The organism is Pseudomonas sp. TH49 (assembly GCF_016650625.1).
Classification (GTDB): domain Bacteria; phylum Pseudomonadota; class Gammaproteobacteria; order Pseudomonadales; family Pseudomonadaceae; genus Aquipseudomonas; species Aquipseudomonas fluorescens_H.
Window position 1 is genome coordinate 3,076,308 of the sequence record NZ_JAEKFL010000001.1, and the last position, 23,200, is coordinate 3,099,507.

Here is a 23,200-nt window from a genome sequence, read left to right on the forward strand (position 1 = left end):
TTAATTTGTGTACAGCCCCGGGTAGCCGGACATCAGGAGAGGGAAGATGGATTTGAATGCAGAGGTAGACAACCTGGTCAAGGCGTCCCAGGCGTGGATTCCGATGATCATGGAATACGGCAGCCGCGTGCTGCTGGCGGTGATTACCCTGGCCATTGGCTGGTGGCTGATCAACAAGGTCACGCAAAAACTCGGCGGTCTGCTGGCCCTGCGCAATGCCGACCTGGCGCTGCAAGGCTTCATCAGCAGCCTGGCGAACATCATCCTCAAGGTGTTGCTGATTGTCAGCGTGGCCTCGATGATCGGAGTCGAAACCACCTCGTTCGTCGCCGCGATTGGTGCTGCGGGTCTGGCGATCGGCCTGGCATTGCAGGGCAGTCTGGCGAACTTCGCCGGCGGCGTGTTGATTCTGTTGTTCCGTCCGTTCCGTATCGGTGACTGGATCGAAGCGCAAGGCGTGGCGGGTACGGTCGACAGCATCCAGATTTTCCACACCGTGCTGCGTACCGGTGACAACAAGACCATCATCGTCCCGAATGGCAATCTGTCGAACGGCATCATCACCAACACCAACCGTCAACCAACCCGCAAAGTGGTGTTTGACGTGGGTGTGGATTACGAAGCGGATCTGCAAAAGGCGCGTCAGGTGCTGCTGGATCTGGCCAAGGACGATCGCATTCTGCAGGACCCTGCGCCGCAGGCGGTCATTTCGACTCTGGGTGACAGTTCCATCACTGTTTCTCTGCGTGTGTGGGTTAAAACTGCAGACTACTGGGATGTGATGTTCATGTTTAATGAACAGTCGCGTGATCGTTTGAAGACGGCAGGGATTGATATTCCGTTTCCACAGCGGGTGATTCGTGTGGTTCAGGAATCCGCAGTGTAATGATAGGTTGCTAATTAAATGCCTGACTTGTTGGTCAGGCATTTATTACAAGTGACAGGCAATAAAAAAGGTTCTTCACGGAATCCCGGGAAACACAGAAACAAGAACGCCGATTTGATTGATGATGTTCGTGCGAGCAAACACATCTAACAAACCGGCGTTCTTATGCGCGATATTAATACTTTCCTTCCTTTTTGGGAGGGCTTTTCTGTTGTCACGATCAAGCCTGATGGCGACGCGCTTCAGATCGACCTGATTCCCCACGCCACCCGATTCCCTTCCTGTAGCGGCTGCCAAAAAACCTGTTCAACCACGCATGAGTATTGCGAGCGAACCGTCCGCGATTTACCGATTCTCGGCCGTGCGGTGCGCCTCAGCGTGTTGCTCAGGCGTGTTGTCTGTCGTGACTGTGGTAAACGTATGGAGGCCGTCAGTTGGCTGGACCGCTATGCCCGCATGACGCGGCGTTTGGCCGAGGCGGTCATTCAGGCCTGCGAACGCCTCCCCACACTGCATGTGGCTCAACTGTTCGGGTTGCATTGGGACACCGTTCGGTTGCTGGAGCGTCGAGCCTTGCAAGCGGCGTTGAGCGTTTTGCCAAAGGCGCAACCGCGACGTCTGGTGATGGACGAATTCGCCCTGTTCAAAGGTCATCGTTACGCCAGCGTGGTGCTGGATGCGGATACACGCCGCGTGCTGTGGATCGGTGAAGGCCGCAGCCGAGCAGCGGTCAGGCCTTTCTTCGAAGAATTGGGGCCAGAGGGTTGCGCTCGCATCGAAGCGGTGGCGATGGACATGAACACCGCTTTTGACCTGGAGGTTCGTCAGCACTGTCCCAACGCGCGAGTGGTCTACGACCTCTTCCATGTGGTGGCCAAATATGGCCGAGAGGTGATTGATCGGGTTCGCGTCGACGAGGCTAACCGGTTGCGTCACGACAAGCCGGCCCGCAAGGTTATCAAGCAGGCGCGATGGCTGTTGCTGCGCAATCCGCAGAACTTGAAAACGCCGGAACAACAGGTCCGCCTGGAGGATCTGCTGGCGGCCAACCAAGCGTTGATGACGGTCTATTTGATGAAGGCTGAACTCAAAACACTCTGGACTCCGAGTACTGCCTGGGGTTGGCGAGCGGCCTGGAAGCAATGGCTGCGCCATGCGCATGAAAGCGAAATTCCAGCTCTGATCCAGTTCGCCACACGGCTAAAGGGTTACTGGCGGGGCATCGTGAGCCGGGTTCGCTGGCCGATGCACACCGGTCAGTTGGAAGGAATAAACAATCGAATAAAGGTCATCAAGCGGATGGCGTACGGTTACCGGGATAGCGAATTCTTTTTCATGAAGATCAAGAGCGTCTTTCCCGGTAATCCGTGAAGAACCATAAAAAAGGCCCATCCGAAGATGGGCCTTTTTTTATGCTTCCAAACTAACCACTGACGATTACAAGATGTTTAGTGGGTATTCGGTGATCAGGCGGAACTCGTTGATATTGCCTTCAGCCTGGTCGGAGTTGCCACGGTGCCATGCCTGACGGATACGGAAGGACAGATCTTTGGCCGGGCCGGTCTGAACTACGTACTTGGCTTCAAGGTTGGTTTCGTGATGTTTGCCATCTTCACCGTAACCGTACGAACGGTATGGGCTGTCAATCGCCATTTTGTCGCCGTCGATATCCCAGCCTTTAACATAGCGAGCCATGAAGCTCAGACCCGGTACGCCGTACTCGGCCATTTTCAGGTCGTAACGAACTTGTGCAGACTTCTCGTTCGGACCGTTGAAGTCGGAGTACTGGACGGAGTTGGCCAGGAAGATCGAATCGCCACCGCGGTTGTTGTCACCCACACCGACGTAGTCGAATGGCGTGTCACCGTGAACCTTCTGGAAGGCCAGGGTAACGGTATGAGCTTTCAGGAACGAGAGCGCAGTCGCCAGGGAGAACGTGGTGTTGTTGATGTCGCCGGCATTGGACTTACCAGTGTCGGTGGTGCGGTAGATGTTGAAGTCGGTGTTCAGCGAAGTATCACCACTGATCGGGGTGGTGAGGTTCACGTTGGAGTAGTACTGGTTCCAGATGTCCTTGAACTTCGAACCGTAGAGCGAGACGCTCAGGTTGTCGGTAATGCCGTACTTACCACCGGCGAAGTCCATGGTTTTACCAGTGACAGGGTTATCGGTTGTACTTGCGTATTGGGAATGCAACTCGCCATTGCTGTTCATCTCGTCCTGGCTGGAGGCCGAGTAGAAGTGACCTGCTTCCAGGTCCAGATTCTGGACTTCGCTGCTCTGCAGTTGGAAGCCGGTAGCGGTCTGAGGAATCAGACGCGAGCCGCCGACAGCGAATACTGGAGAGGTGCTTGGCTGGAACTCACCGAATTTCAGCTCGGTTTTGGAGATGCGGGCTTTGATTGCTGCACCGGCTTTGCCCATGTTGTTCTGGACGCGACCCTGGGAGTCGACGCTGGTGTTGCCCGAACCGACAGTGCCGTCGCCGCCATCCAGCTTGATGCCCAGGTAACCAAATGCATCAACACCAACACCGACAGTACCTTGGGTGTAGCCAGAGCTGATGTTGCCCAGGAAACCCTGTGTCCAGTCGATCTGATCATTGGAGCCGGCTTTCTTGTCGCGGTTGAAGTAGTAGTTCTTCAACGTTTCGGTGACTTTTGCGTCTTCAACGAAACCTTTGGCTTCTGCCTGGTCACTAACAAACGGGGCGGCCGTAGCCAATTGAGTGCTGGCTGCTGCTGCAACAGCCAGTGCGATTGTGCTCCACTTCATCACGCGCATCGTGATTTGCTCCTTTGGTTTTAGAAGAGTACTGCCGTCCCACCTGTTTTATTATCTGGGCGGCTCTTTCTTTTTGTGTCGGCGCAAACTTATATCACGCCGACAATGTTGGCGATACTTGCTCATACAACCTTTCATGATCTTTACGACGACGTCGCAAACAGCTGGGTTGATGTCGCAAATTCACGTTACCCATGCAGCCGGGCTGACAACTTTATCGCTGTTTCTGGGCCTTTTTGCATCGGTAAAAAAGAGTCCCTGGCAAAACACTTGAATCTCCATTGGGGCAACCCTGCCACCGTATTGGTTGGTCTCCAGCTGCCACTTCCGGTGGCGCGCTTATAGACCATGTGTGTACTGATGCAACAAGCGTGCACAAAGTGCAGGGTTGCCACGTTTATTTTTCTGAACACCTGCCTGTAGCCGTAAAAACCGCATAAAAACGGGGGTTCAAGCCCTTTTGTATCAGGGGCTTGACGCATACCTTTGCATCGTGTTGTCACGTTCGCATGGCGGCGTGACAACCAAAAACGTTACCGGTTCACCCCGTCAGTGAGTATTTGGCGGATGCCCGACGCACTCAGCGTAGACGCACTGTGCGGTTTTGGTGCAAAAAATTTACAGGCTGTACCGGATTCATACAGCTTGCGGTGAGTCTGTCACCGGATGGCCAAGGCTGTTTCAGCTAGTTGCTCGCGTTCGAGGCCGGTTCAGGCTCCGGGATGGTGCACAATCTTTGTAGGTGTCTCTTGTCAGGGCTGTGGTGGCCTGGTCGAGTGCACTCATCGTGAAGCCCGGCGCATTCGCAGGTATGCTGCCTGCCTGTCGCTTGGTGCGTTGCCTGTCTGGGTGGCCGCTAAGCTGAATATGTAGATCAGCCGGGAGTGCACGCAGTGTTTGCTTTAGATTCACGACTTCAACAGGACACCCTGACCATCGGCGACTTCCCGCTCTGCCGACTGCTGCTGTCCAATGATGCCAATTACCCGTGGTTCATCCTGGTGCCTCGTCGCGACGATATCAGTGAGTTGTTTCAGTTGGATGTCGCCGACCAGCAGCAGTTGTGGCAGGAAACCACCGCGCTGGCCGAGTTGCTCAAGGACCTGTTCGATGCCGACAAGCTGAACGTCGCTACCCTGGGCAACGTTGTCAGCCAGCTGCATATGCATGTGATCGTGCGCAAGCGTGACGATGCGGCATGGCCAGCGCCGGTCTGGGGCAAACACCCGGCCAAACCCTATGGCGCCGAGGAGGTTGCGGCCATCCGTGAACGGCTGCGCCTGGTGCTGACTGGGCACTTCACGTTTCTGGAGGATTGAGCGATGAGCCTTGAAGAGCGCGTTACCGATATGGAAAGCCGCCTGGCCTTTCAGGATGACACCATTCAGGCGTTGAACGACGAACTGGTGGCGCAGCAGCGCGTGATCGAGCGCCTGCAACTGCAAATGGCTGCGGTACTCAAGCGTCAGGAAGAAATGGTTGGGCAGTTCGATGCTTTCGAGGAAGAGGCCCCACCGCCACACTACTGATGTCGACGCTTTTGTAACGGCGTAAAAAAACCGCGATCAGCCAGGCTGCTCGCGGTTTTTTCTTGCCTTGGATCAGCGACGCGGCAGGGCGGCGATCACATCCTCGGCTTGCAGGCCTTTATCCCGGTTCATCACCGAGAACTCAACGCGCTGGCCTTCGACCAGTACGCGGTGGCCTTCGCCACGGATTGCACGAAAGTGCACGAAAATATCATCGCCGGAATCCCGGGAGATAAAGCCGAAACCCTTGGACGTGTTGAACCACTTGACGGTACCGGTATCGCGGTTGCTCATGTCATAGCTGACAGGTGCGGCAGTCGGTGAAGATTTGTAGAAGCTCACGGCCAGGTGCACAACCACGGCAACCAGGGCGATCACCAGGCTGAACAGCACGGCCGGTTGACCGGCGATGACAGGCATCGGTGCGATCAGGGTCAGGGTTTGCAGGACGACAGTCAGCACGAGAAGAGCGCTGACCAGATTTTGCAGATGCTGGCGCGGGCCTTTGTTCCAGTAAGGGATCACTGGAGCGATGACCAGGTTCAGCAGGCCGAAAAAGGCCAGGTAAAGTGCATCGGGTTGTTGCAGGTAAGGAACGGCTTCGGATTTCAGGCTAGGTATGAACGACAGCAGCAAGGCCGCTGCGCCCATTAGCAGGTGGACGATTTTCAACATTTTGATTGGCTCACGTTATGACGGCTCACAAGGAAGAGCTGAAGGCGCACGGTTCGCTTCGGAACAATAAAGAGGCGTTGGACACGTGCCCGGCATCAGCCTATGCACGACACCCCTGAAAAATGGGGCGTAGCGACACACTGCCTATTTAACAGCAAAGCCTGCAGCTACTCAAATTACCCCGGCCAGCGGCACCGGCCCGGTCGATTTGTCGCACGGCGAGCGAAGATTGCCGGCTGCGAGGTGGCGCCTGCCTTGCTAGAGTGGGTCTGCACCTGTTGGATGAATTCAATCGCCTTAGGGGGTAAACATGGCAATCGATATCGGTATCAGTGAAGAAGACCGCAAGTCCATCGTCGAGGGGCTGTCGCGGCTGCTGTCGGACACCTACGTGCTGTATCTGAAAACCCATAACTTCCACTGGAACGTCACCGGTCCCATGTTCAGGACCCTGCATCTGATGTTCGAAGAGCAATACAACGAGTTGGCGCTGGCCGTGGACCTGATCGCCGAGCGCATTCGGGCTCTGGGGTTTCCGGCACCGGGCGCCTACGCGACCTACGCGCGTCTTTCCTCTATCAAGGAAGAAGTCGGCGTGCCAAGCGCCGAGGACATGATCAAGCAGTTGGTCGAGGGTCAGGAAGCGGTGACGCGCACCGCTCGCGGCATTTTCCCGCTTCTGGACAAAGTCAGTGACGAGCCGACGGCCGACCTGCTGACCCAGCGTATGCAGGTGCATGAGAAGACCGCGTGGATGCTGCGTGCGTTGCTCGAGACCTGATAGTCCGGTGCGCGGATGTCCCGGAGTGGTAGATGTCCGCGCGCTGTTTCAAATCTTACCGAACATGTCGGCTTATCCTACGCAGCTGGGCAACTAGTCGTCTGGCGCTGACTTTGCGTCTGCGTTTTTATGAAGACACAGGATGTTGTCTTTATAAAAAGCAGCGATGGCAAAGGAGTGTCAGCGATATGGTAGGTGGAGACAGGCGAAGCGAACATGTCGGTTCGCAGCAGGAAATGAAGGTCGACCCGTTTGTCAGCGATTTCGACTTCGAGCTGATCCGGCCGCTGGCAAGGTCAGTGCGCTTGAACGGGTTTGCCACGTGCTTGAGGCTCGAGCAGGTTTACTGGAACATTCTCGGTGAGATGGCCGGGCACAATGGCTGTTCGGTCAGTACGTTGCTGTCCCACGTTGACCGTCAGGTGCACCTGCGCCACGGCGGGGTGAAAAACTTCAGCGGTCTGGTGCGGGTGGTGTGTGTGATGAATGGTCTGCGGGATACCCCGACGGCCGTCATGCCCTGAACGGCCAATACTTGAAATGACGTGGCGGGCTGTGCAGTCTTACGGCTGCACAGCCCGCATTTAATGGATATAATCCCGCTCTTTCGCCGCAAAGCCCTGCGCGCGGTGGCAATCTGATCGCCGAGACACCTCCATGCCGATGTACGATTATCAATGTGCTTCCTGTGGTCATCAGTTGGAAGCCATTCAAAAGATCAGCGAGGCACCGCTGGTCGACTGCCCTGCCTGTCAGGCGCCAGAGCTCAAGAAACAGCTGTCCATGCCGGGTTTTCGCCTCAGCGGCAGCGGTTGGTACGAAACCGATTTCAAGACCGGAGCCAAGAAGAATCTGGCCGGTGGCGACAAATCTGACTAGGGTTCAGGCCCAGGTCGAACGACACGCGTGAGATTTCGCAGTGCTTGAGTGCGACGGGATCTCCACCGAATTTCGAATTACGAGAAGCGAAACCACTACCATGATGCGCAGCCATTATTGCGGCCAACTGAACGAAAGCCTGGAAGGCCAGGAAATTACCCTTTGCGGATGGGTTCACCGTCGTCGCGACCACGGCGGGGTGATTTTCCTCGATATCCGTGATCGTGATGGTCTGGCTCAGGTGGTGTTCGATCCGGATCGCGCCGAGAGCTTCGCCGCCGCCGATCGCGTGCGCAGCGAATACGTCGTGAAGATCACCGGCAAGGTGCGTCTGCGTCCGGCCGGTGCGACCAACGCCAACATGGCGTCGGGCATGATCGAAGTGCTGGGCTACGAGCTGGAAGTGCTGAACGAGTCGGAAACCCCGCCGTTCCCGCTCAACGAATACTCCGACGTCGGCGAAGAAACCCGCCTGCGCTACCGCTTCCTGGACCTGCGTCGTCCGGAAATGGCCGAGAAGCTGCGTCTGCGTTCGCGCATGACCACCAGCATCCGTCGCTTCCTCGACGAGAACGGCTTCCTCGACGTCGAAACACCGATCCTGACCCGTGCTACCCCGGAAGGCGCCCGCGACTACCTGGTGCCGAGCCGTACTCACGCCGGTTCGTTCTTCGCGCTGCCGCAATCGCCTCAGCTGTTCAAGCAACTGCTGATGGTTGCCGGTTTCGACCGTTACTACCAGATCGCCAAGTGCTTCCGCGACGAAGACCTGCGTGCCGACCGTCAGCCTGAGTTCACTCAGATCGACATCGAGACCAGCTTCCTCGACGAAAAAGACATCATGGGCCTGACCGAAGGCATGATCCGCAACCTGTTCAAGGAAGTGCTGGATCTGGAATTCGGCGAATTCCCGCACATGACCTTCGAAGAAGCCATGCGCCGTTACGGTTCCGACAAGCCGGACCTGCGTAACCCGCTGGAACTGGTCGACGTCGCCGATCAACTCAAAGAAGTCGAATTCAAGGTCTTCAGCGGCCCGGCCAACGATCCGAAATGCCGTATCGCTGCACTGCGCGTTCCAGGCGGGGCGAGCATGCCGCGCAAGCAGATCGACGACTACACCAAGTTCGTCGGCATCTACGGTGCCAAGGGCCTGGCGTACATCAAGGTCAACGAGCGCGCTGCCGGTGTTGAAGGTCTGCAATCGCCGATCGTGAAAAACATCCCTGAAGCCAACCTGAACGTGATCCTCGATCGCGTCGGCGCGGTTGACGGCGACATCGTGTTCTTCGGCGCCGACAAGGCCAAGATCGTCAGCGAAGCCCTGGGCGCGCTGCGTATCAAGCTCGGCCACGACCTCGACCTGCTGACCTGCAAGTGGGCGCCAATGTGGGTCGTCGACTTCCCGATGTTCGAAGAAAACGACGACGGCAGCTTCTCTGCACTGCACCACCCGTTCACCGCACCGAAGTGCTCCCCTGAAGAGCTGGAAGCCAATCCGGCCGGCGCTCTGTCCCGCGCCTACGACATGGTGCTCAACGGTACCGAGCTGGGTGGCGGTTCGATCCGTATCCACCGCAAGGAAATGCAGCAAGCGGTGTTCCGCCTGCTGGGTATCAATGAAGCGGAACAGGAAGAGAAGTTCGGCTTCCTGCTCGACGCGCTGAAGTACGGTGCACCGCCGCACGGTGGTCTGGCCTTCGGTCTGGACCGTCTGGTGATGCTGATGACCGGCGCCCAGTCGATCCGTGAAGTGATCGCCTTCCCGAAAACCCAGAGTGCTGCGGACGTCATGACGCAAGCGCCGGGTGTGGTGGATGCCAAGGCGCTGCGCGAGCTGCACATTCGTTTGCGCGAAACGCCAAAGGCTGAGTAAGACGGGCCTGAAGGCGCATCTTCGGATGCGCCTTTTTTCTATCTATAGAGAGCAGGTCGAGATTTTTTGTTTGCTGGCCGCTGCATGAGCAGGGCGGGCAACGTTTCAAGAGAATTCGGAGCGAGTTATGGCAGGTCATTCCAAGTGGGCGAACATCAAGCACCGCAAAGAACGTCAGGATGCCAAGAGAGGCAAGATCTTCACCAAGTGGATCCGTGAGCTGACCGTTGCGGCCCGTCAGGGCGGCGGTGATCCGGGTTCCAATCCGCGTCTGCGCCTGGCCCTGGACAAGGCGCTGGGTGCAAACATGAGCCGTGACATCATCGACCGCGCCGTTGCGCGTGGCGCCGGTGCGACCGAAGCGGACAACGTTGAAGAACTGACCTATGAAGGTTACGGCCCGGGCGGCGTGGCGGTGATGGTCGAGTGCATGACCGATAACCGCAACCGTACCGCAGCTGCCGTGCGCCATGCGTTCAGCAAATGCGGCGGCAACCTCGGTACCGACGGTTCGGTTGCGTATCTGTTCGAGCGCAAGGGGCAAATCAGCTTTGCCCCGGGCGTCGATGAAGACGCGCTGACCGAAGCGGCGCTGGAAGCCGATGCCGACGACGTGGTCAGCCATGAAGACGGCTCGATCGACGTGTTCACCTCGTTCACCAGCTTCTATGCCGTGCGTAACGCGCTGGAAGCGGCCGGGTTCAAGGGTGACGACGCAGAAATCGTCATGCAGCCGACCACCAGTGCCGAACTGGATTTGGAAGGCGCGGAGAAGGTGCTCAAGCTGATCGACATGCTCGAGGATCTGGATGACGTGCAGAACGTCTACTCCAACGCGGACATTCCGGAAGATGTGGCCGCTCAGCTCGGTTAAGAGCGACTAGGCTTCAATGTGGGAGCGGGCTTGCTCGCGAATGCGGCGAATCAGCAAGCATCAATGCTGAATGACACGCCGCATTCGCGAGCAAGCCCGCTCCCACATTGGTTATTCGCTGTTTTGATTTTCGTGTTTCTACCGAATCCGCAGGCGTTATGACTTTAATTCTGGGTATCGACCCCGGCTCGCGCATCACCGGTTACGGGGTTGTTCGCGATACCGGCCGCGGCGGCTGCATCTACGTGGCCTCCGGCTGCATCCGTACCGGCGCCGGCGAGCTGCATGAGCGGCTGCAAATCGTTTATCGCGGCGTGCGTGAAATCATTCAGACCTATGGCCCGGTGACCATGGGCATCGAAAAAGTGTTTATGGCGAAAAACGCCGATTCGGCCCTCAAGCTCGGCCAGGCTCGCGGTGCGGCAATCGTTGCCGGTGCCGAGGAAAGCCTGGAGATTGCCGAGTACACCGCAACCCAGGTCAAGCAAGCCGTGGTCGGCACCGGCGCCGCCAATAAAGAACAGGTGCAGATGATGGTCATGCACATGCTCAAGCTGACCAGCAAACCGCAGATCGATGCCTCGGATGCCCTGGCCATCGCGATTTGTCACGCGCACACCCGTTCCAGCCTGCTGCCGCATGGCCTGGGAACCGCACGCAGTCGTGGCGGGCGCCTGCGTCTCTGATAGCATCAGCAATCATTTTTGCGGAATGCGGATTTCGCGCCTGGGTCGTCGGCCCGATTCCCGCCTTCCATCTGTCGCCAGCCCACGGCTGGCCAACGCTCAAGGATCTGAAACGTGATTGGACGCTTGCGCGGCACCTTGGCTGAGAAACAGCCGCCGCACCTGATTCTGGATGTAAACGGCCTCGGGTATGAGCTGGAAGTGCCCATGACCACCCTTTATCGTCTGCCGTCGGTCGGTGAACCGCTGACGCTGCACACCCATTTGGTCGTACGCGAAGACGCGCAGTTACTCTATGGTTTCGCCGGCAAGCGTGAGCGAGACTTTTTTCGTGAGTTGATCCGTCTCAATGGTGTCGGACCGAAACTGGCCCTGGCCTTGATGTCGAGCCTGGAAGTCGATGAACTGATCCGCTGCGTGCAATCCCAGGACACTTCGGCGCTGACCAAGGTGCCGGGGGTTGGCAAGAAAACTGCCGAGCGTCTGCTGGTCGAATTGAAGGATCGCTTCAAGGCCTGGGAAACCTCACCGGCCATGTTCGCCCTGGTGCCGAATCAGCCGGACGGCCCGGCGCCGGTCAATACCGCTGAAAACGATGCGGTCAGTGCGCTGATTTCCCTGGGCTACAAACCGCAGGAAGCAAGCAAGGCGATTACCGCCATCAAGGACAAGAATTTGAGCAGTGAAGACCTGATCCGCCGCGCCCTGAAGGGAATGATTTAAGTGATTGAAGCTGATCGTCTGATCGCCGCCGCGCACAGTCCGCGCGAGCGCGAAGAAGTCCAGGACCGGGCCATTCGCCCGGTCAGCCTGGCCGACTACATTGGCCAGCCGACTGTCCGCGAGCAGATGGAGCTGTTCATCCAGGCGGCGCGTGGTCGCAGTGAATCGCTGGATCACACGTTGATCTTCGGCCCGCCGGGGCTGGGCAAGACCACGCTGGCCAACATCATCGCCCAGGAAATGGGCGTGTCGATCAAGAGCACGTCCGGCCCGGTGCTTGAGCGTCCGGGCGATCTGGCGGCACTGCTGACCAATCTTGAGCCGCACGACGTGTTGTTCATCGACGAAATCCATCGTCTGTCGCCCATCGTTGAAGAAGTGCTGTACCCGGCGATGGAAGACTTCCAGCTCGACATCATGATCGGCGAAGGGCCGGCGGCGCGCTCGATCAAGCTGGATCTGCCACCGTTCACTCTGGTGGGCGCCACTACTCGTGCCGGCATGCTGACCAACCCGTTGCGTGACCGCTTCGGTATCGTCCAGCGTCTGGAGTTCTACAGCACGGCGGATCTGGCGACGATTGTCAGTCGGTCTGCGGCTATTCTCGGTCTGCCACTGGATCCGGAGGGTTCTTTCGAAATTGCTCGTCGTGCCCGTGGTACGCCGCGAATCGCCAACCGCCTGCTGCGTCGGGTGCGCGATTTTGCCGAAGTGCGCGCCAAGGGCCATATCACCAAGTCGGTGGCCGATCTGGCGTTGAACCTGCTGGACGTCGACGAACATGGCTTCGACCATCAGGACCGGCGCTTGCTGCTGACCATGATCGAGAAGTTCGATGGCGGTCCGGTGGGCATCGACAGCCTCGCGGCGGCGATCAGTGAAGAGCGTCATACCATTGAAGACGTGCTGGAGCCGTACCTGATCCAGCAGGGCTACATCATGCGTACGCCACGGGGCAGGGTGGTGACACGGCATGCGTATCTGCATTTCGGTTTAAACATTCCGTCACGAATGGGCGAAATGCCCGTGGCAGACGAGTTTCTCGATGCCTTGGACGATTGATACACATTTATTGGCGATTTATTCAGCGTTTGTACTGTCACAGGACGGTACTTTTGCGGTAAAGCCTTAAACACTGAAAAAACAGTTGCCTGGCCGGATTGGCAACCCGAGGAGTAAGCACTAGAGTATGCGCGCGCAAAACGGGCTTGAGCCGTTCGCACATCGTTGTCGCGTTTATTACGAGGACACCGATGCCGGCGGCATCGTGTATTACGTTAATTACCTCAAGTTTATGGAACGGGCTCGAACCGAGCGGCTCCGGACGCTGGGCTTTGCCCAGTCGGAACTGGCAGGGGAGGACCTGTTGTTTGTCGTGCATTCCAGCGAAGCGCGCTACCACGCGCCGGCGCGACTGGACGACGAACTGCTGGTAAGCGCTGATGTAATCGAATTGAACCGTGCCAGCCTGCGCTTTAAACAGCAGGTCAGGCGGGCCACGGATAATGCGCTGCTCTGTGAAGGGCAGTTTCTGGTGGCCTGTGTGCGCACCGACAGTTTGAAACCCCGGGCCATGCCCGAATCCTTGCGTGCGGCCTTTGCCGACGCGGGCGGCACGGGTACACACTCAAAGCAGGAGATAAAGCGTGGAAGCTAACGTCGTCGACCATTCCTCCATGTGGAGCCTGGTCAGCAATGCCAGCATCGTGGTGCAGTTGGTAATGTTGACCCTGGTGGCCGCATCGGTGACCTCATGGATCATGATCTTTCAGCGCAGCAATCTGTTGCGCGCCGGTCGACGCGCCCTGGAGAGCTTCGAAGAGCGCTTCTGGTCGGGTATCGATCTGTCCAAGCTGTACCGTCAGGCCGGCAGCAACCCGGATCCGGATTCGGGCGTGGAGCAGATCTTCCGTGCCGGTTTCAAGGAGTTCTCCCGTCTGCGTCAGCAGCCAGGCGTCGATCCGGAAGCAGTGATGGAAGGTGTGGCCCGTGCCATGCGCGTCGCCATCTCCCGTGAAGAAGAGAAGCTGGAGCAGAGCCTGCCGTTCCTCGCCACTGTCGGTTCGGTCAGCCCGTACATCGGTCTGTTCGGTACCGTGTGGGGCATCATGAACTCCTTCCGTGGTCTGGCTCAGGCCCAACAAGCGACCCTGGCCACCGTGGCGCCGGGTATCGCCGAAGCCCTGATCGCCACCGCGATCGGCCTGTTCGCCGCGATCCCGGCCGTTATCGCTTACAACCGTTTCTCTGCCCGCAGCGAAACCTTGCTGAGCCGCTACTACACCTTCGCCGATGAGTTCCAGGCGATCCTGCACCGCAAAGTGCACACCAGCGAAGAATAAGCAGGTATTTCCCGATGGCTTTAATCGCTCGAGCCCGAAACAAGCGCAAGCCGGTCGCCGAGATGAACGTGGTGCCATACATCGACGTGATGCTGGTGCTGCTGGTTATCTTCATGGTGACCGCGCCGATGCTCAATCAGGGCGTGAAAGTGGATCTGCCCAAGGTTTCCAGCGAAGCCTTGCCGCAGGACAACAACACTCAGGTGCTGACCATTTCGATCAAGGCTGACAAGACCTACTACTGGAACCTTGGCAGCGAAGTCGACACTGAAAAGCAGCAGGACAGGGCAATGACGCTGCCGCAGATGACTGACGCGGTGACCAAGATCATTCGTGCCGGCACCGAAGGTGGCAAGCGTACCCAGGTCTTTATTCGTGGCGACAAGTCGGTCGACTACGGCTCCGTCATGGGTGCCATGGGCGGGTTGCAGAAAGCCGGGGTCGGTAATGTTGGTTTGATTACCGAGGCCCCCTGATGCAGCAACAGCGAGAGCCGTCCGCCTCGGAAAGCTACTTCTGGCCTAGTGTTCTGGCGATTGTCCTGCACGTGCTGGTGTTCGGCATGCTGTTCGTCAGTTTCGCCTTCACACCAGAGTTGCCGCCGGCCAAGCCGATTGTCCAGGCGACCCTGTACCAGCTGAAATCGAAAAGTCAGGCAACCACCCAGACCAATCAGAAGATTGCGGGTGAGGCGAAGAAATCCGCCGCGCGCCAGACCGAAGTCGAGCAGATGGAGCAGAAAAAGGTCGAGCAGGAAGCGGTGAAGGCTGCGGAACAAAAGAAAGAAGAAGCGGCTCAAAAGGCCGAGGAAGCCAAGAAGGCCGATCAGGCGAAGAAAGCGGACGAGGCGAAAAAGGCTGATGAAGCCAAGAAAGCCGACGATGCGAAGAAAGCCGAGGCCAAGAAGGCAGAAGAGAAACAATTGGCTGATATAGCCAAGAAGAAAGCCGAAGAAGAGGCTAAAGAAGAGGCCAAGAAAGAGGCCGCTGAAGAAGCCAAGAAGAAGATCGTCGAAGACGCGAAGAAGAAAGCCGCCGAAGACGCCAAGAAAAAAGCTGAAGCTGAAGAGGCGAAGAAGAAAGTCGCCGACGAAGCGAAGAAGAAAGCTGCTGCCGATGCTGCGAAGAAGAAATCGCAGGAAGCGGCACGTAAATCCGCCGAAGAGAAAAAGGCTCAGGCCCTCGCAGATTTGCTTTCCGACACGCCGCAGCGTCAGCAGGCCTTGGCCGATGAACAGGGTGACGAAGTCGCGGGCAGTTTCGATGACCTGATTCGTGCTCGCGCAGCGGAAGGTTGGGCGCGTCCTCCTTCGGCACGCAAAGGCATGACGGTCGTGTTGCAAATCGGCATGTTGCCGGACGGTACGGTGACTTCGGTCAGTGTGGCCAAGTCCAGTGGCGACGGTCCGTTCGATGCTTCGGCAGTCGCGGCGGTCAAGAATATTGGACGTTTGACGGAAATGCAGGGAATGAAGCCGAGCGATTTCGCTCCGTATCGTTCATTCAAGATGACATTCACACCTGAGGATCTAGCCTTGTGAGAAACCTTCTTCGAGGAATGCTGGTCGTGATCTGCTGCATGGCAGGGATCGCGATGGCGGATGAAAAGAACATTCTGGTCACCAGCGGCAGCGATCGGGCGACTCCGATCGCCGTCGTACCGTTCGGTATGCAGGGCGGTGCCGTGCTGCCGGACGACATGGCAGAAATCATTGGTAACGATTTGCGGAACTCGGGCTACTACTCGCCGATTCCAAAGCAAAACATGATCAGCCAGCCAAGCCAGCCGAGCGAAATCATCTTCCGTGACTGGAAGGCGGTGGGTGCTCAATACATGATGGTCGGCAGCATTGCTCCAGCGGGCGGTCGTCTGCAGGTGCAGTGGGCACTGTTCAACGTGGCCACCGAGCAGAAAGTGGCTGACGGCAGTGTGTCCGGTACCACCGAGCAACTGCGTGACATGGCGCACTTCATCTCGGATCAGTCGTTCGAAAAACTCACCGGTATCAAAGGTGCGTTTTCGACTCGTCTGCTGTACGTGACAGCCGAGCGTTTCTCCGAGAAGAACACTCGCTACACCCTGCAGCGTTCGGACTACGACGGCGCCCGTGCGGTAACTCTGTTGCAATCGCGCGAGCCGATCCTGTCGCCGCGTTTCGCACCGGATGGCAAGCGCATCGCCTACGTGTCGTTCGAGCAGAAGCGTCCACGGATCTTCATGCAGAACATCGACACCGGTCGCCGTGAGCAGATCACCAACTTCGAAGGCCTGAACGGCGCACCAGCCTGGTCGCCTGATGGCACTCGTCTGGCGTTCGTTCTGTCCAAGGACGGTAACCCGGATATCTACGTGATGAACCTTGGTTCACGCCAGATCACGCGCGTCACCGCAGGTCCTGGTATCAACACCGAACCGTTCTGGGGCAAGGATGGCTCGACCATCTACTTCACCTCCGACCGTGGCGGCAAGCCGCAAATCTACAAAACCAGCGTCGGTGGCGGTGGTGCGGAACGTGTGACCTTTATCGGTAACTACAACGCTGCACCTAAATTGTCGGCTGATGAAAAGACCCTGGTCATGATTCACCGTCAGGACGGCTTCACCAATTTCCGGGTTGCGGCTCAGGATTTGCAGCGCGGTAGCGTAAAAATCCTCACAGACACCAACCTTGATGAGTCAGCTACTGTTGCGCCCAACGGCACCATGGTAATCTACGCCACCGCCCAGCAGGGCCGGGGAGTCTTGATGCTCGTGTCTATCAATGGACGCGTGAGGCTCCCGCTTCCTACCGCACAAGGCGAAGTCAGAGAACCTTCCTGGTCCCCTTTCCTGAACTGACGCGGCGCTACACGTTTTACTTAACACATTGGGGTTCATTAGGAGTTTCACGATGGAAATGCTGAAGTTTGGTAAGTTTGCTGCGCTGGCTCTGGCCATGGCTGTAGCTGTAGGTTGCTCTTCCAAAGGCGGCGACAACGCCGGTGAAGGCGCTGTTGATCCAAACGCTGGTTACGGCGCAAACACTGGTGCTGTTGACGGCTCCCTGAGCGAAGAAGCTGCTCTGCGCGCAATCACCACCTTCTACTTCGAATACGACAGCTCGGACCTGAAGCCAGAAGCCATGCGCGCTCTGGACGTTCACGCCAAAGACCTGAAAGCAAACGGCGCTCGCGTTGTTCTGGAAGGCAACACCGACGAACGTGGTACTCGTGAGTACAACATGGCACTGGGCGAGCGTCGTGCGAAAGCCGTTCAGCGCTACCTGGTACTGCAAGGTGTTTCCCCAGCTCAACTGGAACTGGTTTCCTACGGTAAAGAGCGTCCAGTTGCTACTGGCCACGACGAGCAGTCCTGGGCTCAAAACCGTCGCGTCGAACTGCGTAAGTAATTCGATATGCGAACGTGCCGTCGTGCTGTAACTATTCTGGCTCTCAGCCTCGCGCCGCTTGCGGCGTGGGCTGTTCCTGTGGTCGATGACAACTCCGGTTATAACAATAGCGGGAGCAGTTATCCGCCTGCGGGTTACGGTACGAACGGCGCCTATGCCGGGGGAGCGGCTTCGGCCCCTGCCTCGGCACAGGGCATGCTGTTCAACCAACTGCAACAGATGCAGGATCAGATATCGCGCCAGCAAGGCGTGATCGAAGAACTGCAGAATCAGGTTGCGCGCATGAAGCAGGAATCCCTGGAGCGATACCAGGATCTTGATCGGCGCATAGGATCCGGTGCTGCACCTGCCGCGACTCCTGAGAATTCTTCTGCCGGTGGCGATGCAAGTGCTGCTGCCGGTGCTGCCGCTGGCGCCGGGGCTGCTGCCGCCCAGGCACCTGCTGCGAGTAGCGAACCGGGTGATCCGGCCAAGGAAAAGCTGTATTACGATGCCGCTTTCGACCTGATCAAAGCCAAGGATTTCGACAAGGCCAGCCAGGCTTTCTCGGCATTCCTGCGCAAATACCCGAACAGCCAGTACGCGGGCAACGCCCAATACTGGTTGGGTGAAGTGAACCTGGCCAAGGGCGATCTGCAAGGTGCAGGTCAGGCTTTTGCCAAGGTTTCGCAGCTCTATCCCAAGCACGCCAAAGTGCCGGATTCGCTGTACAAGCTGGCTGACGTAGAGCGCCGCCTCGGTCACACCGACAAGGTCAAAGGCATTCTGCAGCAGGTGGTTTCCCAATACCCGGGTACCTCTGCGGCTCAGTTGGCCCAACGCGATCTGCAACGCATGTAAGTGTGTTTGACCCGTTTGGAAGAAACCCGCGCTTGTCGCGGGTTTTTTCGTTAGAATTCACGCCCTTTTTCTGAAACACGCTTCTGGTGATCTACGCGTTGGCGGGGTTGCTTGAAGTGCCTGACGGAGGCGGACAGCCTGTTTAGCTGTTACGCCCGTGGCGACTATGCAAGACACATTGAGAATTACCGAAGTTTTCTACTCGTTGCAGGGGGAAACACGGACTGCCGGGCTGCCCACGGTTTTTGTGCGCCTGACCGGTTGCCCGTTGCGTTGCCAATACTGCGACAGTGCCTATGCGTTCAGCGGCGGTACGATCCGCACCCTCGACGACATCCTCGAGCAAGTGGCCGGATATAGTCCGCGCTATGTCTGTGTGACCGGCGGTGAGCCGCTCGCACAGCCGAACGCCATCCCTTTGCTTAAACAGTTGTGCGATGCCGGTTACGAAGTGTCACTGGAAACCAGTGGTGCGCTCGACATCTCGGCGGTAGATTCGCGCGTCAGTCGCGTAGTCGACTTGAAGACGCCGGACTCTAAAGAGGCGCATCGCAACCGCTACGAAAATATCGAACTGCTGACGCCCAACGATCAGGTGAAGTTTGTCATCTGCTCGCGGGACGACTATGACTGGGCGGTCTCGAAGCTGATCCAGTACGGTCTCGATCGACGTGCGGGAGAAGTGCTGTTTTCCCCAAGTCATCATGACCTCAATGCCAGGGATCTGGCGGACTGGGTGGTGGCAGACAACCTGCCGGTGCGGCTGCAATTGCAGCTGCATAAATATCTATGGAATGACGAGCCGGGGCGCTGATATGACTGAACAACTGAACACTAATGAAAAACGTGCGGTAATCCTGCTGTCGGGTGGTCTGGATTCGGCGACGGTCGTGGCGATGGCCCGGGCTGAAGGCTACGCCTGCTACACCATGAGCTTCGATTACGGTCAGCGCTCTCACGCTGAATTGCACGCCGCCGCACGTGTTGCCCGCGATCTGGGTGTGGTCGAGCACAAAGTGATCGGTCTGAATCTGAACGGCATGGGCGGCTCGGCGCTGACCGACACCAGCATCGACATTCCGGAAGAGCTGGGCGAGGGCATTCCGGTGACCTACGTGCCAGCGCGCAACACGGTGTTCCTGTCGCTGGCGCTGGGCTGGGCTGAAGTGCTCGGTGCGCGTGACATCTTTATCGGCGTCAACGCGGTGGACTATTCCGGTTACCCGGATTGCCGTCCCGAGTTCATCGAGTCGTTCGAGCGCATGGCCAACCTGGCGACCAAGGCGGGCGTGGAAGGCAACGGTTTCCGCATCCAGGCCCCGCTGCAGAACCTGAGCAAGGCGCAGATCGTCCAGGCGGGCGTGAAGCTCGGTGTGGATTATGGCCTGACCGTTTCCTGCTATCAGGCGGACGATGAAGGCCGCGCGTGCGGCAAATGCGACAGCTGCCGCCTGCGTGCAGAAGGCTTCGCAGCGGCCGGTGTAAGCGATCCAACACCTTATTTTTGATTTTTTTCAAAAAGGTGTTGAATAGTCCTTAAAAATCAGTATTATACGCGCCACCACACAGCGGGTCGTTAGCTCAGTTGGTAGAGCAGTTGGCTTTTAACCAATTGGTCGTAGGTTCGAATCCCACACGACCCACCATATTTGGCGGTTTAGAAAATCCGGAAGGCCCACGAAAGTGAGGATTTCCGGGTTTTTTTTTGGTTCTTCACGGATTACCGGGAAAGACGCTCTTGATCTTCATGAAAAAGAATTCGCTATCCCGGTAACCGTACGCCATCCGCTTGATGACCTTTATTCGATTGTTTATTCCTTCCAACTGACCGGTGTGCATCGGCCAGCGAACCCGGCTCACGATGCCCCGCCAGTAACCCTTTAGCCGTGTGGCGAACTGGATCAGAGCTGGAATTTCGCTTTCATGCGCATGGCGCAGCCATTGCTTCCAGGCCGCTCGCCAACCCCAGGCAGTACTCGGAGTCCAGAGTGTTTTGAGTTCAGCCTTCATCAAATAGACCGTCATCAACGCTTGGTTGGCCGCCAGCAGATCCTCCAGGCGGACCTGTTGTTCCGGCGTTTTCAAGTTCTGCGGATTGCGCAGCAACAGCCATCGCGCCTGCTTGATAACCTTGCGGGCCGGCTTGTCGTGACGCAACCGGTTAGCCTCGTCGACGCGAACCCGATCAATCACCTCTCGGCCATATTTGGCCACCACATGGAAGAGGTCGTAGACCACTCGCGCGTTGGGACAGTGCTGACGAACCTCCAGGTCAAAAGCGGTGTTCATGTCCATCGCCACCGCTTCGATGCGAGCGCAACCCTCTGGCCCCAATTCTTCGAAGAAAGGCCTGACCGCTGCTCGGCTGCGGCCTTCACCGATCCACAGCACGCGACGTGTATCCGCATCCAGCACCACGCTGGCGTAACGATGACCTTTGAACAGGGCGAACTCGTCCATCACCAGACCTCGCGGTTGTGCCTTTGGCAAAACGCTCAACGCCGCTTGCAAAGCTCGACGCTCCAGCAACCGAACGGTGTCCCAATGCAGCCCAAACAGTTGAGCCACATGCAGTGTGGGGAGGCGTTCGCAGGCCTGAATGACCGCCTCGGCCAAACGCCGCGTCATGCGGGCATAGCGGTCCAGCCAACTGACGGCCTCCATACGTTTACCACAGTCACGACAGACAACACGCCTGAGCAACACGCTGAGGCGCACCGCACGGCCGAGAATCGGTAAATCGCGGACGGTTCGCTCGCAATACTCATGCGTGGTTGAACAGGTTTTTTGGCAGCCGCTACAGGAAGGGAATCGGGTGGCGTGGGGAATCAGGTCGATCTGAAGCGCGTCGCCATCAGGCTTGATCGTGACAACAGAAAAGCCCTCCCAAAAAGGAAGGAAAGTATTAATATCGCGCATAAGAACGCCGGTTTGTTAGATGTGTTTGCTCGCACGAACATCATCAATCAAATCGGCGTTCTTGTTTCTGTGTTTCCCGGGATTCCGTGAAGAACCTTTTTTTTGCCTGCGATTCGGGCACCGCTCCTTTCATCATCGCCTGCGCTGACACAGGTCAGAATCATCTTTTGTATCAACGGGATATTCTGTAGCCTTGCGCAGCTTCAACGCTGTCCGTGCCTGATAAAAACTCACTCTCCCGGCGGTACCCTCAAGCGGTCCGGAGCCGGGTGTATACTCGACTTTCGCGCGAAAGCGCCTGCAGGTCTTGCGAACATGACGCAGATTTCCGAACGCCTTCTGGTTCAAGCCCACCTCGATGCCAAACAGCCCAAACCGCTGAGTGCCGAGGAAGAGGCCTACTACCGTTCCGCCATCGCCGCTGAGCTCAAGGCTCAGGACGCGGTGCTGGTTGCCCACTTCTATTGCGATCCGGTGATTCAGGCCCTGGCCGAAGAAACCGGTGGCTGTGTGTCCGACTCCCTCGAAATGGCGCGCTTCGGCAACGCTCACCCGGCCAAGACCGTGGTGGTCGCCGGCGTGAAGTTCATGGGCGAGACTGCAAAGATCCTCAACCCGGAAAAACGCGTGCTGATGCCGACCCTGGACGCGACCTGCTCGCTGGACCTGGGGTGCCCGGTGGACGAGTTCTCGGCGTTCTGCGATCAGCATCCGGAGCGCACGGTGGTGGTGTACGCCAACACCTCGGCCGCCGTCAAAGCCCGGGCTGACTGGGTAGTGACGTCGAGCTGTGCGCTGGAGATCGTCGAAAGCCTGATGGACAACGGCGAGACCATCATCTGGGGCCCGGACAAGCACCTGGGCACTTACATTCAGCGCAAGACCGGCGCCGACATGCTGCTGTGGGACGGTGCCTGCATCGTCCACGAGGAATTCAAGTCCAAGCAGCTCGAAGACATGAAAGCGCTGTACCCGGACGCCGCGATTCTGGTGCACCCCGAGTCGCCGACCTCGGTGATCGAACTGGCCGACGCCGTAGGTTCCACCAGTCAGTTGATCGCTGCCGCGCAAAGCCTGCCGAACAAGACCCTGATCGTCGCCACCGACCGTGGCATCTTCTACAAGATGCAGCAGTTGTGCCCGGACAAGGTCTTCATCGAGGCGCCAACCGCCGGTAACGGCGCAGCGTGCCGCAGTTGCGCACATTGCCCGTGGATGGCCATGAACACCCTTGAGCGCACGCTCAAGAGCCTGAAGGAAGGGACGAACGAGATCTTTGTCGATCCGGCGTTGATTCCGCAGGCGATCCGTCCGTTGAAGCGCATGCTGGATTTCACTCAGGCGGCGCGGATGAAGCTGGCGGGTAACGCTTAAGCTCGTTGAGGCAACACGCAAAACCTGTGGGAGCGGGCTTGCTCGCGAAGGCGGTGTATCAGTCGATGCAAAAGGTGACTGATACACCGCCTTCGCGAGCAAGCCCGCTCCCACATTGGTATCTGGTGTCTGGAATTTATTTGCTCTTCTTCGGAATCCGCACCACGCGGGTATCGGAATAGATGTCGTGCCAGGTGCGTTTCTGCTTGTCGTACAGCGACCAGAAGAATCCAAGCCCTGCGCACAGCCACGAAGCGATCGACACCATAAACCGCAGCAGCGCCTGCCACAGGCTGATCGCGCTGCCATCGGCGTTCTGCACACGTATGCCCCACACCTGCATGCCCAGTGTCTGTCCGCCGTGAGTCCAGAACTTGGCGAAGAACGCAAACAGCACCAATAGCAGTACCGTGGAATACAGCGGATCGCCATCCATTTTCCCGGCGTCGGTCAGTACGCGCAGGCGTTCTTCACCGATGATCGCTGCCTGGATCAACTTGTAAACGAATCCGGTAACGATCATCAGGGCGGTGCACAGCAGGAAGTCATAGAACATCGCTGCCAGGCGGCGGCCGAGGCCAACAGCAGGAAAGTCGCCCTGGGGAGTGAGCAGGTTTTTCGACATGGCAGCCTCTGGACGCAAA

26 protein-coding genes and 1 tRNA gene are annotated in these 23,200 nt (G+C 57.8%); 23 read left to right on the plus strand and 4 right to left on the minus strand.

The window, feature by feature from the left end:
• Nucleotides 1-46: 46 nt before the first annotated feature.
• Together JFU48_RS13920 and JFU48_RS13925 are read left to right on the plus strand one after the other, a co-directional pair.
• Nucleotides 47-886, plus strand: coding sequence for a mechanosensitive ion channel family protein (locus tag JFU48_RS13920; RefSeq protein ID WP_003227546.1), 840 nt, complete (start codon nt 47-49; stop codon nt 884-886).
• 165 nt (nt 887-1,051) lie between these two features.
• The gene (locus JFU48_RS13925; RefSeq protein WP_201135813.1) at nt 1,052-2,257 is read left to right on the plus strand and encodes an ISL3 family transposase; all 1,206 of its coding nucleotides are present in this window, start codon (nt 1,052-1,054) and stop codon (nt 2,255-2,257) included.
• Nucleotides 2,258-2,323: 66 nt separating this feature from the next.
• On the opposite strand, the gene JFU48_RS13930 is transcribed toward JFU48_RS13925, so the two are convergent.
• The gene (locus JFU48_RS13930) at nt 2,324-3,670 is read right to left on the minus strand and encodes an OprD family porin (protein WP_201136745.1); all 1,347 of its coding nucleotides are present in this window, start codon (nt 3,668-3,670) and stop codon (nt 2,324-2,326) included.
• 893 nt (nt 3,671-4,563) lie between these two features.
• Here JFU48_RS13930 and JFU48_RS13935 point away from each other — a divergent pair.
• Together JFU48_RS13935 and JFU48_RS13940 are read left to right on the plus strand one after the other, a co-directional pair.
• On the plus strand, nt 4,564-4,989 hold the full coding sequence (locus JFU48_RS13935) for an HIT domain-containing protein (RefSeq protein WP_201136746.1): 426 nt from the start codon (nt 4,564-4,566) through the stop codon (nt 4,987-4,989).
• A 3-nt stretch (nt 4,990-4,992) separates the two neighbouring features.
• Nucleotides 4,993-5,199: a SlyX family protein gene (locus JFU48_RS13940; RefSeq protein ID WP_201136747.1), complete on the plus strand. Its 207-nt coding sequence runs from the start codon at nt 4,993-4,995 to the stop codon at nt 5,197-5,199.
• 72 nt (nt 5,200-5,271) lie between these two features.
• On the opposite strand, the gene JFU48_RS30195 is transcribed toward JFU48_RS13940, so the two are convergent.
• Nucleotides 5,272-5,874, minus strand: coding sequence for a cold-shock protein (locus JFU48_RS30195; protein ID WP_096795089.1), 603 nt, complete (start codon nt 5,872-5,874; stop codon nt 5,272-5,274).
• A gap of 310 nt (nt 5,875-6,184) precedes the next feature.
• Between JFU48_RS30195 and JFU48_RS13950 the strand changes: the two genes are divergently transcribed.
• From JFU48_RS13950 to JFU48_RS14035, 18 genes are all read left to right on the plus strand, one after another.
• A complete protein-coding gene (locus JFU48_RS13950; RefSeq protein WP_003227537.1) occupies nt 6,185-6,655 on the plus strand; it encodes a Dps family protein in 471 nt (156 codons plus the stop codon).
• A gap of 188 nt (nt 6,656-6,843) precedes the next feature.
• Nucleotides 6,844-7,179 (plus strand): ribbon-helix-helix domain-containing protein, encoded by a 336-nt coding sequence (locus JFU48_RS13955; protein WP_103485161.1) that lies wholly within the window; start codon nt 6,844-6,846, stop codon nt 7,177-7,179.
• A gap of 133 nt (nt 7,180-7,312) precedes the next feature.
• Complete coding sequence (locus tag JFU48_RS13960; RefSeq protein ID WP_003227532.1) at nt 7,313-7,534, plus strand: FmdB family zinc ribbon protein; 222 nt, start codon at nt 7,313-7,315, stop codon at nt 7,532-7,534.
• 100 nt (nt 7,535-7,634) lie between these two features.
• Entirely contained in the window at nt 7,635-9,410 is a 1,776-nt protein-coding gene (gene aspS / locus JFU48_RS13965) for an aspartate--tRNA ligase (protein WP_003227530.1), read from the plus strand.
• A 127-nt stretch (nt 9,411-9,537) separates the two neighbouring features.
• Complete coding sequence (locus JFU48_RS13970; protein ID WP_003227527.1) at nt 9,538-10,284, plus strand: YebC/PmpR family DNA-binding transcriptional regulator; 747 nt, start codon at nt 9,538-9,540, stop codon at nt 10,282-10,284.
• Between the two features lie 158 nt (nt 10,285-10,442).
• On the plus strand, nt 10,443-10,970 hold the full coding sequence (ruvC, locus tag JFU48_RS13975; RefSeq protein WP_003227525.1) for a crossover junction endodeoxyribonuclease RuvC: 528 nt from the start codon (nt 10,443-10,445) through the stop codon (nt 10,968-10,970).
• A gap of 114 nt (nt 10,971-11,084) precedes the next feature.
• A complete protein-coding gene (ruvA, locus tag JFU48_RS13980; RefSeq protein ID WP_003227522.1) occupies nt 11,085-11,693 on the plus strand; it encodes a Holliday junction branch migration protein RuvA in 609 nt (202 codons plus the stop codon).
• Nucleotides 11,694-12,755 carry a Holliday junction branch migration DNA helicase RuvB gene (gene ruvB / locus JFU48_RS13985; protein ID WP_003227521.1) on the plus strand — a complete coding sequence of 354 codons (1,062 nt, stop codon included), beginning with the start codon at nt 11,694-11,696 and terminating at the stop codon, nt 12,753-12,755.
• Nucleotides 12,756-12,882: 127 nt separating this feature from the next.
• Nucleotides 12,883-13,350: a tol-pal system-associated acyl-CoA thioesterase gene (gene ybgC, locus JFU48_RS13990; RefSeq protein WP_003227519.1), complete on the plus strand. Its 468-nt coding sequence runs from the start codon at nt 12,883-12,885 to the stop codon at nt 13,348-13,350.
• Nucleotides 13,340-14,035: a protein TolQ gene (tolQ, locus tag JFU48_RS13995; RefSeq protein ID WP_003227517.1), complete on the plus strand. Its 696-nt coding sequence runs from the start codon at nt 13,340-13,342 to the stop codon at nt 14,033-14,035. Before ybgC ends, tolQ begins: the two co-directional genes overlap by 11 nt.
• Before the next feature lie 23 nt (nt 14,036-14,058).
• Nucleotides 14,059-14,511, plus strand: a complete 453-nt coding sequence (gene tolR, locus JFU48_RS14000) for a protein TolR (RefSeq protein WP_177434691.1) — start codon at nt 14,059-14,061, stop codon at nt 14,509-14,511.
• Nucleotides 14,511-15,575, plus strand: a complete 1,065-nt coding sequence (gene tolA / locus JFU48_RS14005) for a cell envelope integrity protein TolA (RefSeq protein WP_098965272.1) — start codon at nt 14,511-14,513, stop codon at nt 15,573-15,575. Before tolR ends, tolA begins: the two co-directional genes overlap by 1 nt.
• A 17-nt stretch (nt 15,576-15,592) precedes the next feature.
• Nucleotides 15,593-16,873 (plus strand): Tol-Pal system beta propeller repeat protein TolB, encoded by a 1,281-nt coding sequence (gene tolB, locus JFU48_RS14010; RefSeq protein WP_201137086.1) that lies wholly within the window; start codon nt 15,593-15,595, stop codon nt 16,871-16,873.
• Between the two features lie 52 nt (nt 16,874-16,925).
• Complete coding sequence (gene pal / locus JFU48_RS14015; RefSeq protein WP_003227510.1) at nt 16,926-17,423, plus strand: peptidoglycan-associated lipoprotein Pal; 498 nt, start codon at nt 16,926-16,928, stop codon at nt 17,421-17,423.
• A 6-nt stretch (nt 17,424-17,429) separates the two neighbouring features.
• Nucleotides 17,430-18,263, plus strand: a complete 834-nt coding sequence (gene ybgF, locus JFU48_RS14020; protein WP_003227506.1) for a tol-pal system protein YbgF — start codon at nt 17,430-17,432, stop codon at nt 18,261-18,263.
• A gap of 166 nt (nt 18,264-18,429) precedes the next feature.
• The gene (queE, locus tag JFU48_RS14025) at nt 18,430-19,077 is read left to right on the plus strand and encodes a 7-carboxy-7-deazaguanine synthase QueE (RefSeq protein ID WP_201136748.1); all 648 of its coding nucleotides are present in this window, start codon (nt 18,430-18,432) and stop codon (nt 19,075-19,077) included.
• Between the two features lies 1 nt (nt 19,078).
• The gene (gene queC / locus JFU48_RS14030; RefSeq protein WP_103522278.1) at nt 19,079-19,771 is read left to right on the plus strand and encodes a 7-cyano-7-deazaguanine synthase QueC; all 693 of its coding nucleotides are present in this window, start codon (nt 19,079-19,081) and stop codon (nt 19,769-19,771) included.
• A gap of 62 nt (nt 19,772-19,833) precedes the next feature.
• A tRNA-Lys gene (locus JFU48_RS14035) sits at nt 19,834-19,909 on the plus strand.
• Nucleotides 19,910-19,976: 67 nt separating this feature from the next.
• On the opposite strand, the gene JFU48_RS14040 is transcribed toward JFU48_RS14035, so the two are convergent.
• On the minus strand, nt 19,977-21,182 hold the full coding sequence (locus JFU48_RS14040; protein WP_201136749.1) for an ISL3 family transposase: 1,206 nt from the start codon (nt 21,180-21,182) through the stop codon (nt 19,977-19,979).
• A gap of 315 nt (nt 21,183-21,497) precedes the next feature.
• On the opposite strand from JFU48_RS14040, the gene nadA reads away from it, so the two are divergent.
• Nucleotides 21,498-22,556, plus strand: coding sequence for a quinolinate synthase NadA (gene nadA / locus JFU48_RS14045; RefSeq protein ID WP_025112797.1), 1,059 nt, complete (start codon nt 21,498-21,500; stop codon nt 22,554-22,556).
• A 136-nt stretch (nt 22,557-22,692) separates the two neighbouring features.
• On the opposite strand, the gene JFU48_RS14050 is transcribed toward nadA, so the two are convergent.
• Nucleotides 22,693-23,181 carry an RDD family protein gene (locus JFU48_RS14050; protein ID WP_201136750.1) on the minus strand — a complete coding sequence of 163 codons (489 nt, stop codon included), beginning with the start codon at nt 23,179-23,181 and terminating at the stop codon, nt 22,693-22,695.
• Nucleotides 23,182-23,200 lie beyond the last annotated feature (19 nt).

What these genes read in the sequence shown, in the direction of transcription:
- JFU48_RS13940 (WP_201136747.1), top strand. Translation starts at nt 4,993, where the DNA reads ATGAGCCTTGAAGAGCGCGTTACCGATATGGAAAGCCGCCTGGCCTTT.
- pal (WP_003227510.1), top strand. Translation starts at nt 16,926, where the DNA reads ATGGAAATGCTGAAGTTTGGTAAGTTTGCTGCGCTGGCTCTGGCCATG.
- JFU48_RS14040 (WP_201136749.1), bottom strand. Translation starts at nt 21,182, where the DNA reads ATGCGCGATATTAATACTTTCCTTCCTTTTTGGGAGGGCTTTTCTGTT.
- JFU48_RS13925 (WP_201135813.1), top strand. Translation starts at nt 1,052, where the DNA reads ATGCGCGATATTAATACTTTCCTTCCTTTTTGGGAGGGCTTTTCTGTT.
- JFU48_RS13920 (WP_003227546.1), top strand. Translation starts at nt 47, where the DNA reads ATGGATTTGAATGCAGAGGTAGACAACCTGGTCAAGGCGTCCCAGGCG.
- JFU48_RS13955 (WP_103485161.1), top strand. Translation starts at nt 6,844, where the DNA reads ATGGTAGGTGGAGACAGGCGAAGCGAACATGTCGGTTCGCAGCAGGAA.
- tolB (WP_201137086.1), top strand. Translation starts at nt 15,593, where the DNA reads ATGCTGGTCGTGATCTGCTGCATGGCAGGGATCGCGATGGCGGATGAA.
- aspS (WP_003227530.1), top strand. Translation starts at nt 7,635, where the DNA reads ATGATGCGCAGCCATTATTGCGGCCAACTGAACGAAAGCCTGGAAGGC.
- JFU48_RS13960 (WP_003227532.1), top strand. Translation starts at nt 7,313, where the DNA reads ATGCCGATGTACGATTATCAATGTGCTTCCTGTGGTCATCAGTTGGAA.
- queE (WP_201136748.1), top strand. Translation starts at nt 18,430, where the DNA reads ATGCAAGACACATTGAGAATTACCGAAGTTTTCTACTCGTTGCAGGGG.
- queC (WP_103522278.1), top strand. Translation starts at nt 19,079, where the DNA reads ATGACTGAACAACTGAACACTAATGAAAAACGTGCGGTAATCCTGCTG.
- JFU48_RS13950 (WP_003227537.1), top strand. Translation starts at nt 6,185, where the DNA reads ATGGCAATCGATATCGGTATCAGTGAAGAAGACCGCAAGTCCATCGTC.
- tolA (WP_098965272.1), top strand. Translation starts at nt 14,511, where the DNA reads ATGCAGCAACAGCGAGAGCCGTCCGCCTCGGAAAGCTACTTCTGGCCT.
- nadA (WP_025112797.1), top strand. Translation starts at nt 21,498, where the DNA reads ATGACGCAGATTTCCGAACGCCTTCTGGTTCAAGCCCACCTCGATGCC.
- JFU48_RS14050 (WP_201136750.1), bottom strand. Translation starts at nt 23,181, where the DNA reads ATGTCGAAAAACCTGCTCACTCCCCAGGGCGACTTTCCTGCTGTTGGC.
- JFU48_RS13970 (WP_003227527.1), top strand. Translation starts at nt 9,538, where the DNA reads ATGGCAGGTCATTCCAAGTGGGCGAACATCAAGCACCGCAAAGAACGT.
- ybgF (WP_003227506.1), top strand. Translation starts at nt 17,430, where the DNA reads ATGCGAACGTGCCGTCGTGCTGTAACTATTCTGGCTCTCAGCCTCGCG.
- JFU48_RS13930 (WP_201136745.1), bottom strand. Translation starts at nt 3,670, where the DNA reads ATGCGCGTGATGAAGTGGAGCACAATCGCACTGGCTGTTGCAGCAGCA.
- ruvC (WP_003227525.1), top strand. Translation starts at nt 10,443, where the DNA reads ATGACTTTAATTCTGGGTATCGACCCCGGCTCGCGCATCACCGGTTAC.
- ybgC (WP_003227519.1), top strand. Translation starts at nt 12,883, where the DNA reads ATGCGCGCGCAAAACGGGCTTGAGCCGTTCGCACATCGTTGTCGCGTT.
- JFU48_RS30195 (WP_096795089.1), bottom strand. Translation starts at nt 5,874, where the DNA reads ATGTTGAAAATCGTCCACCTGCTAATGGGCGCAGCGGCCTTGCTGCTG.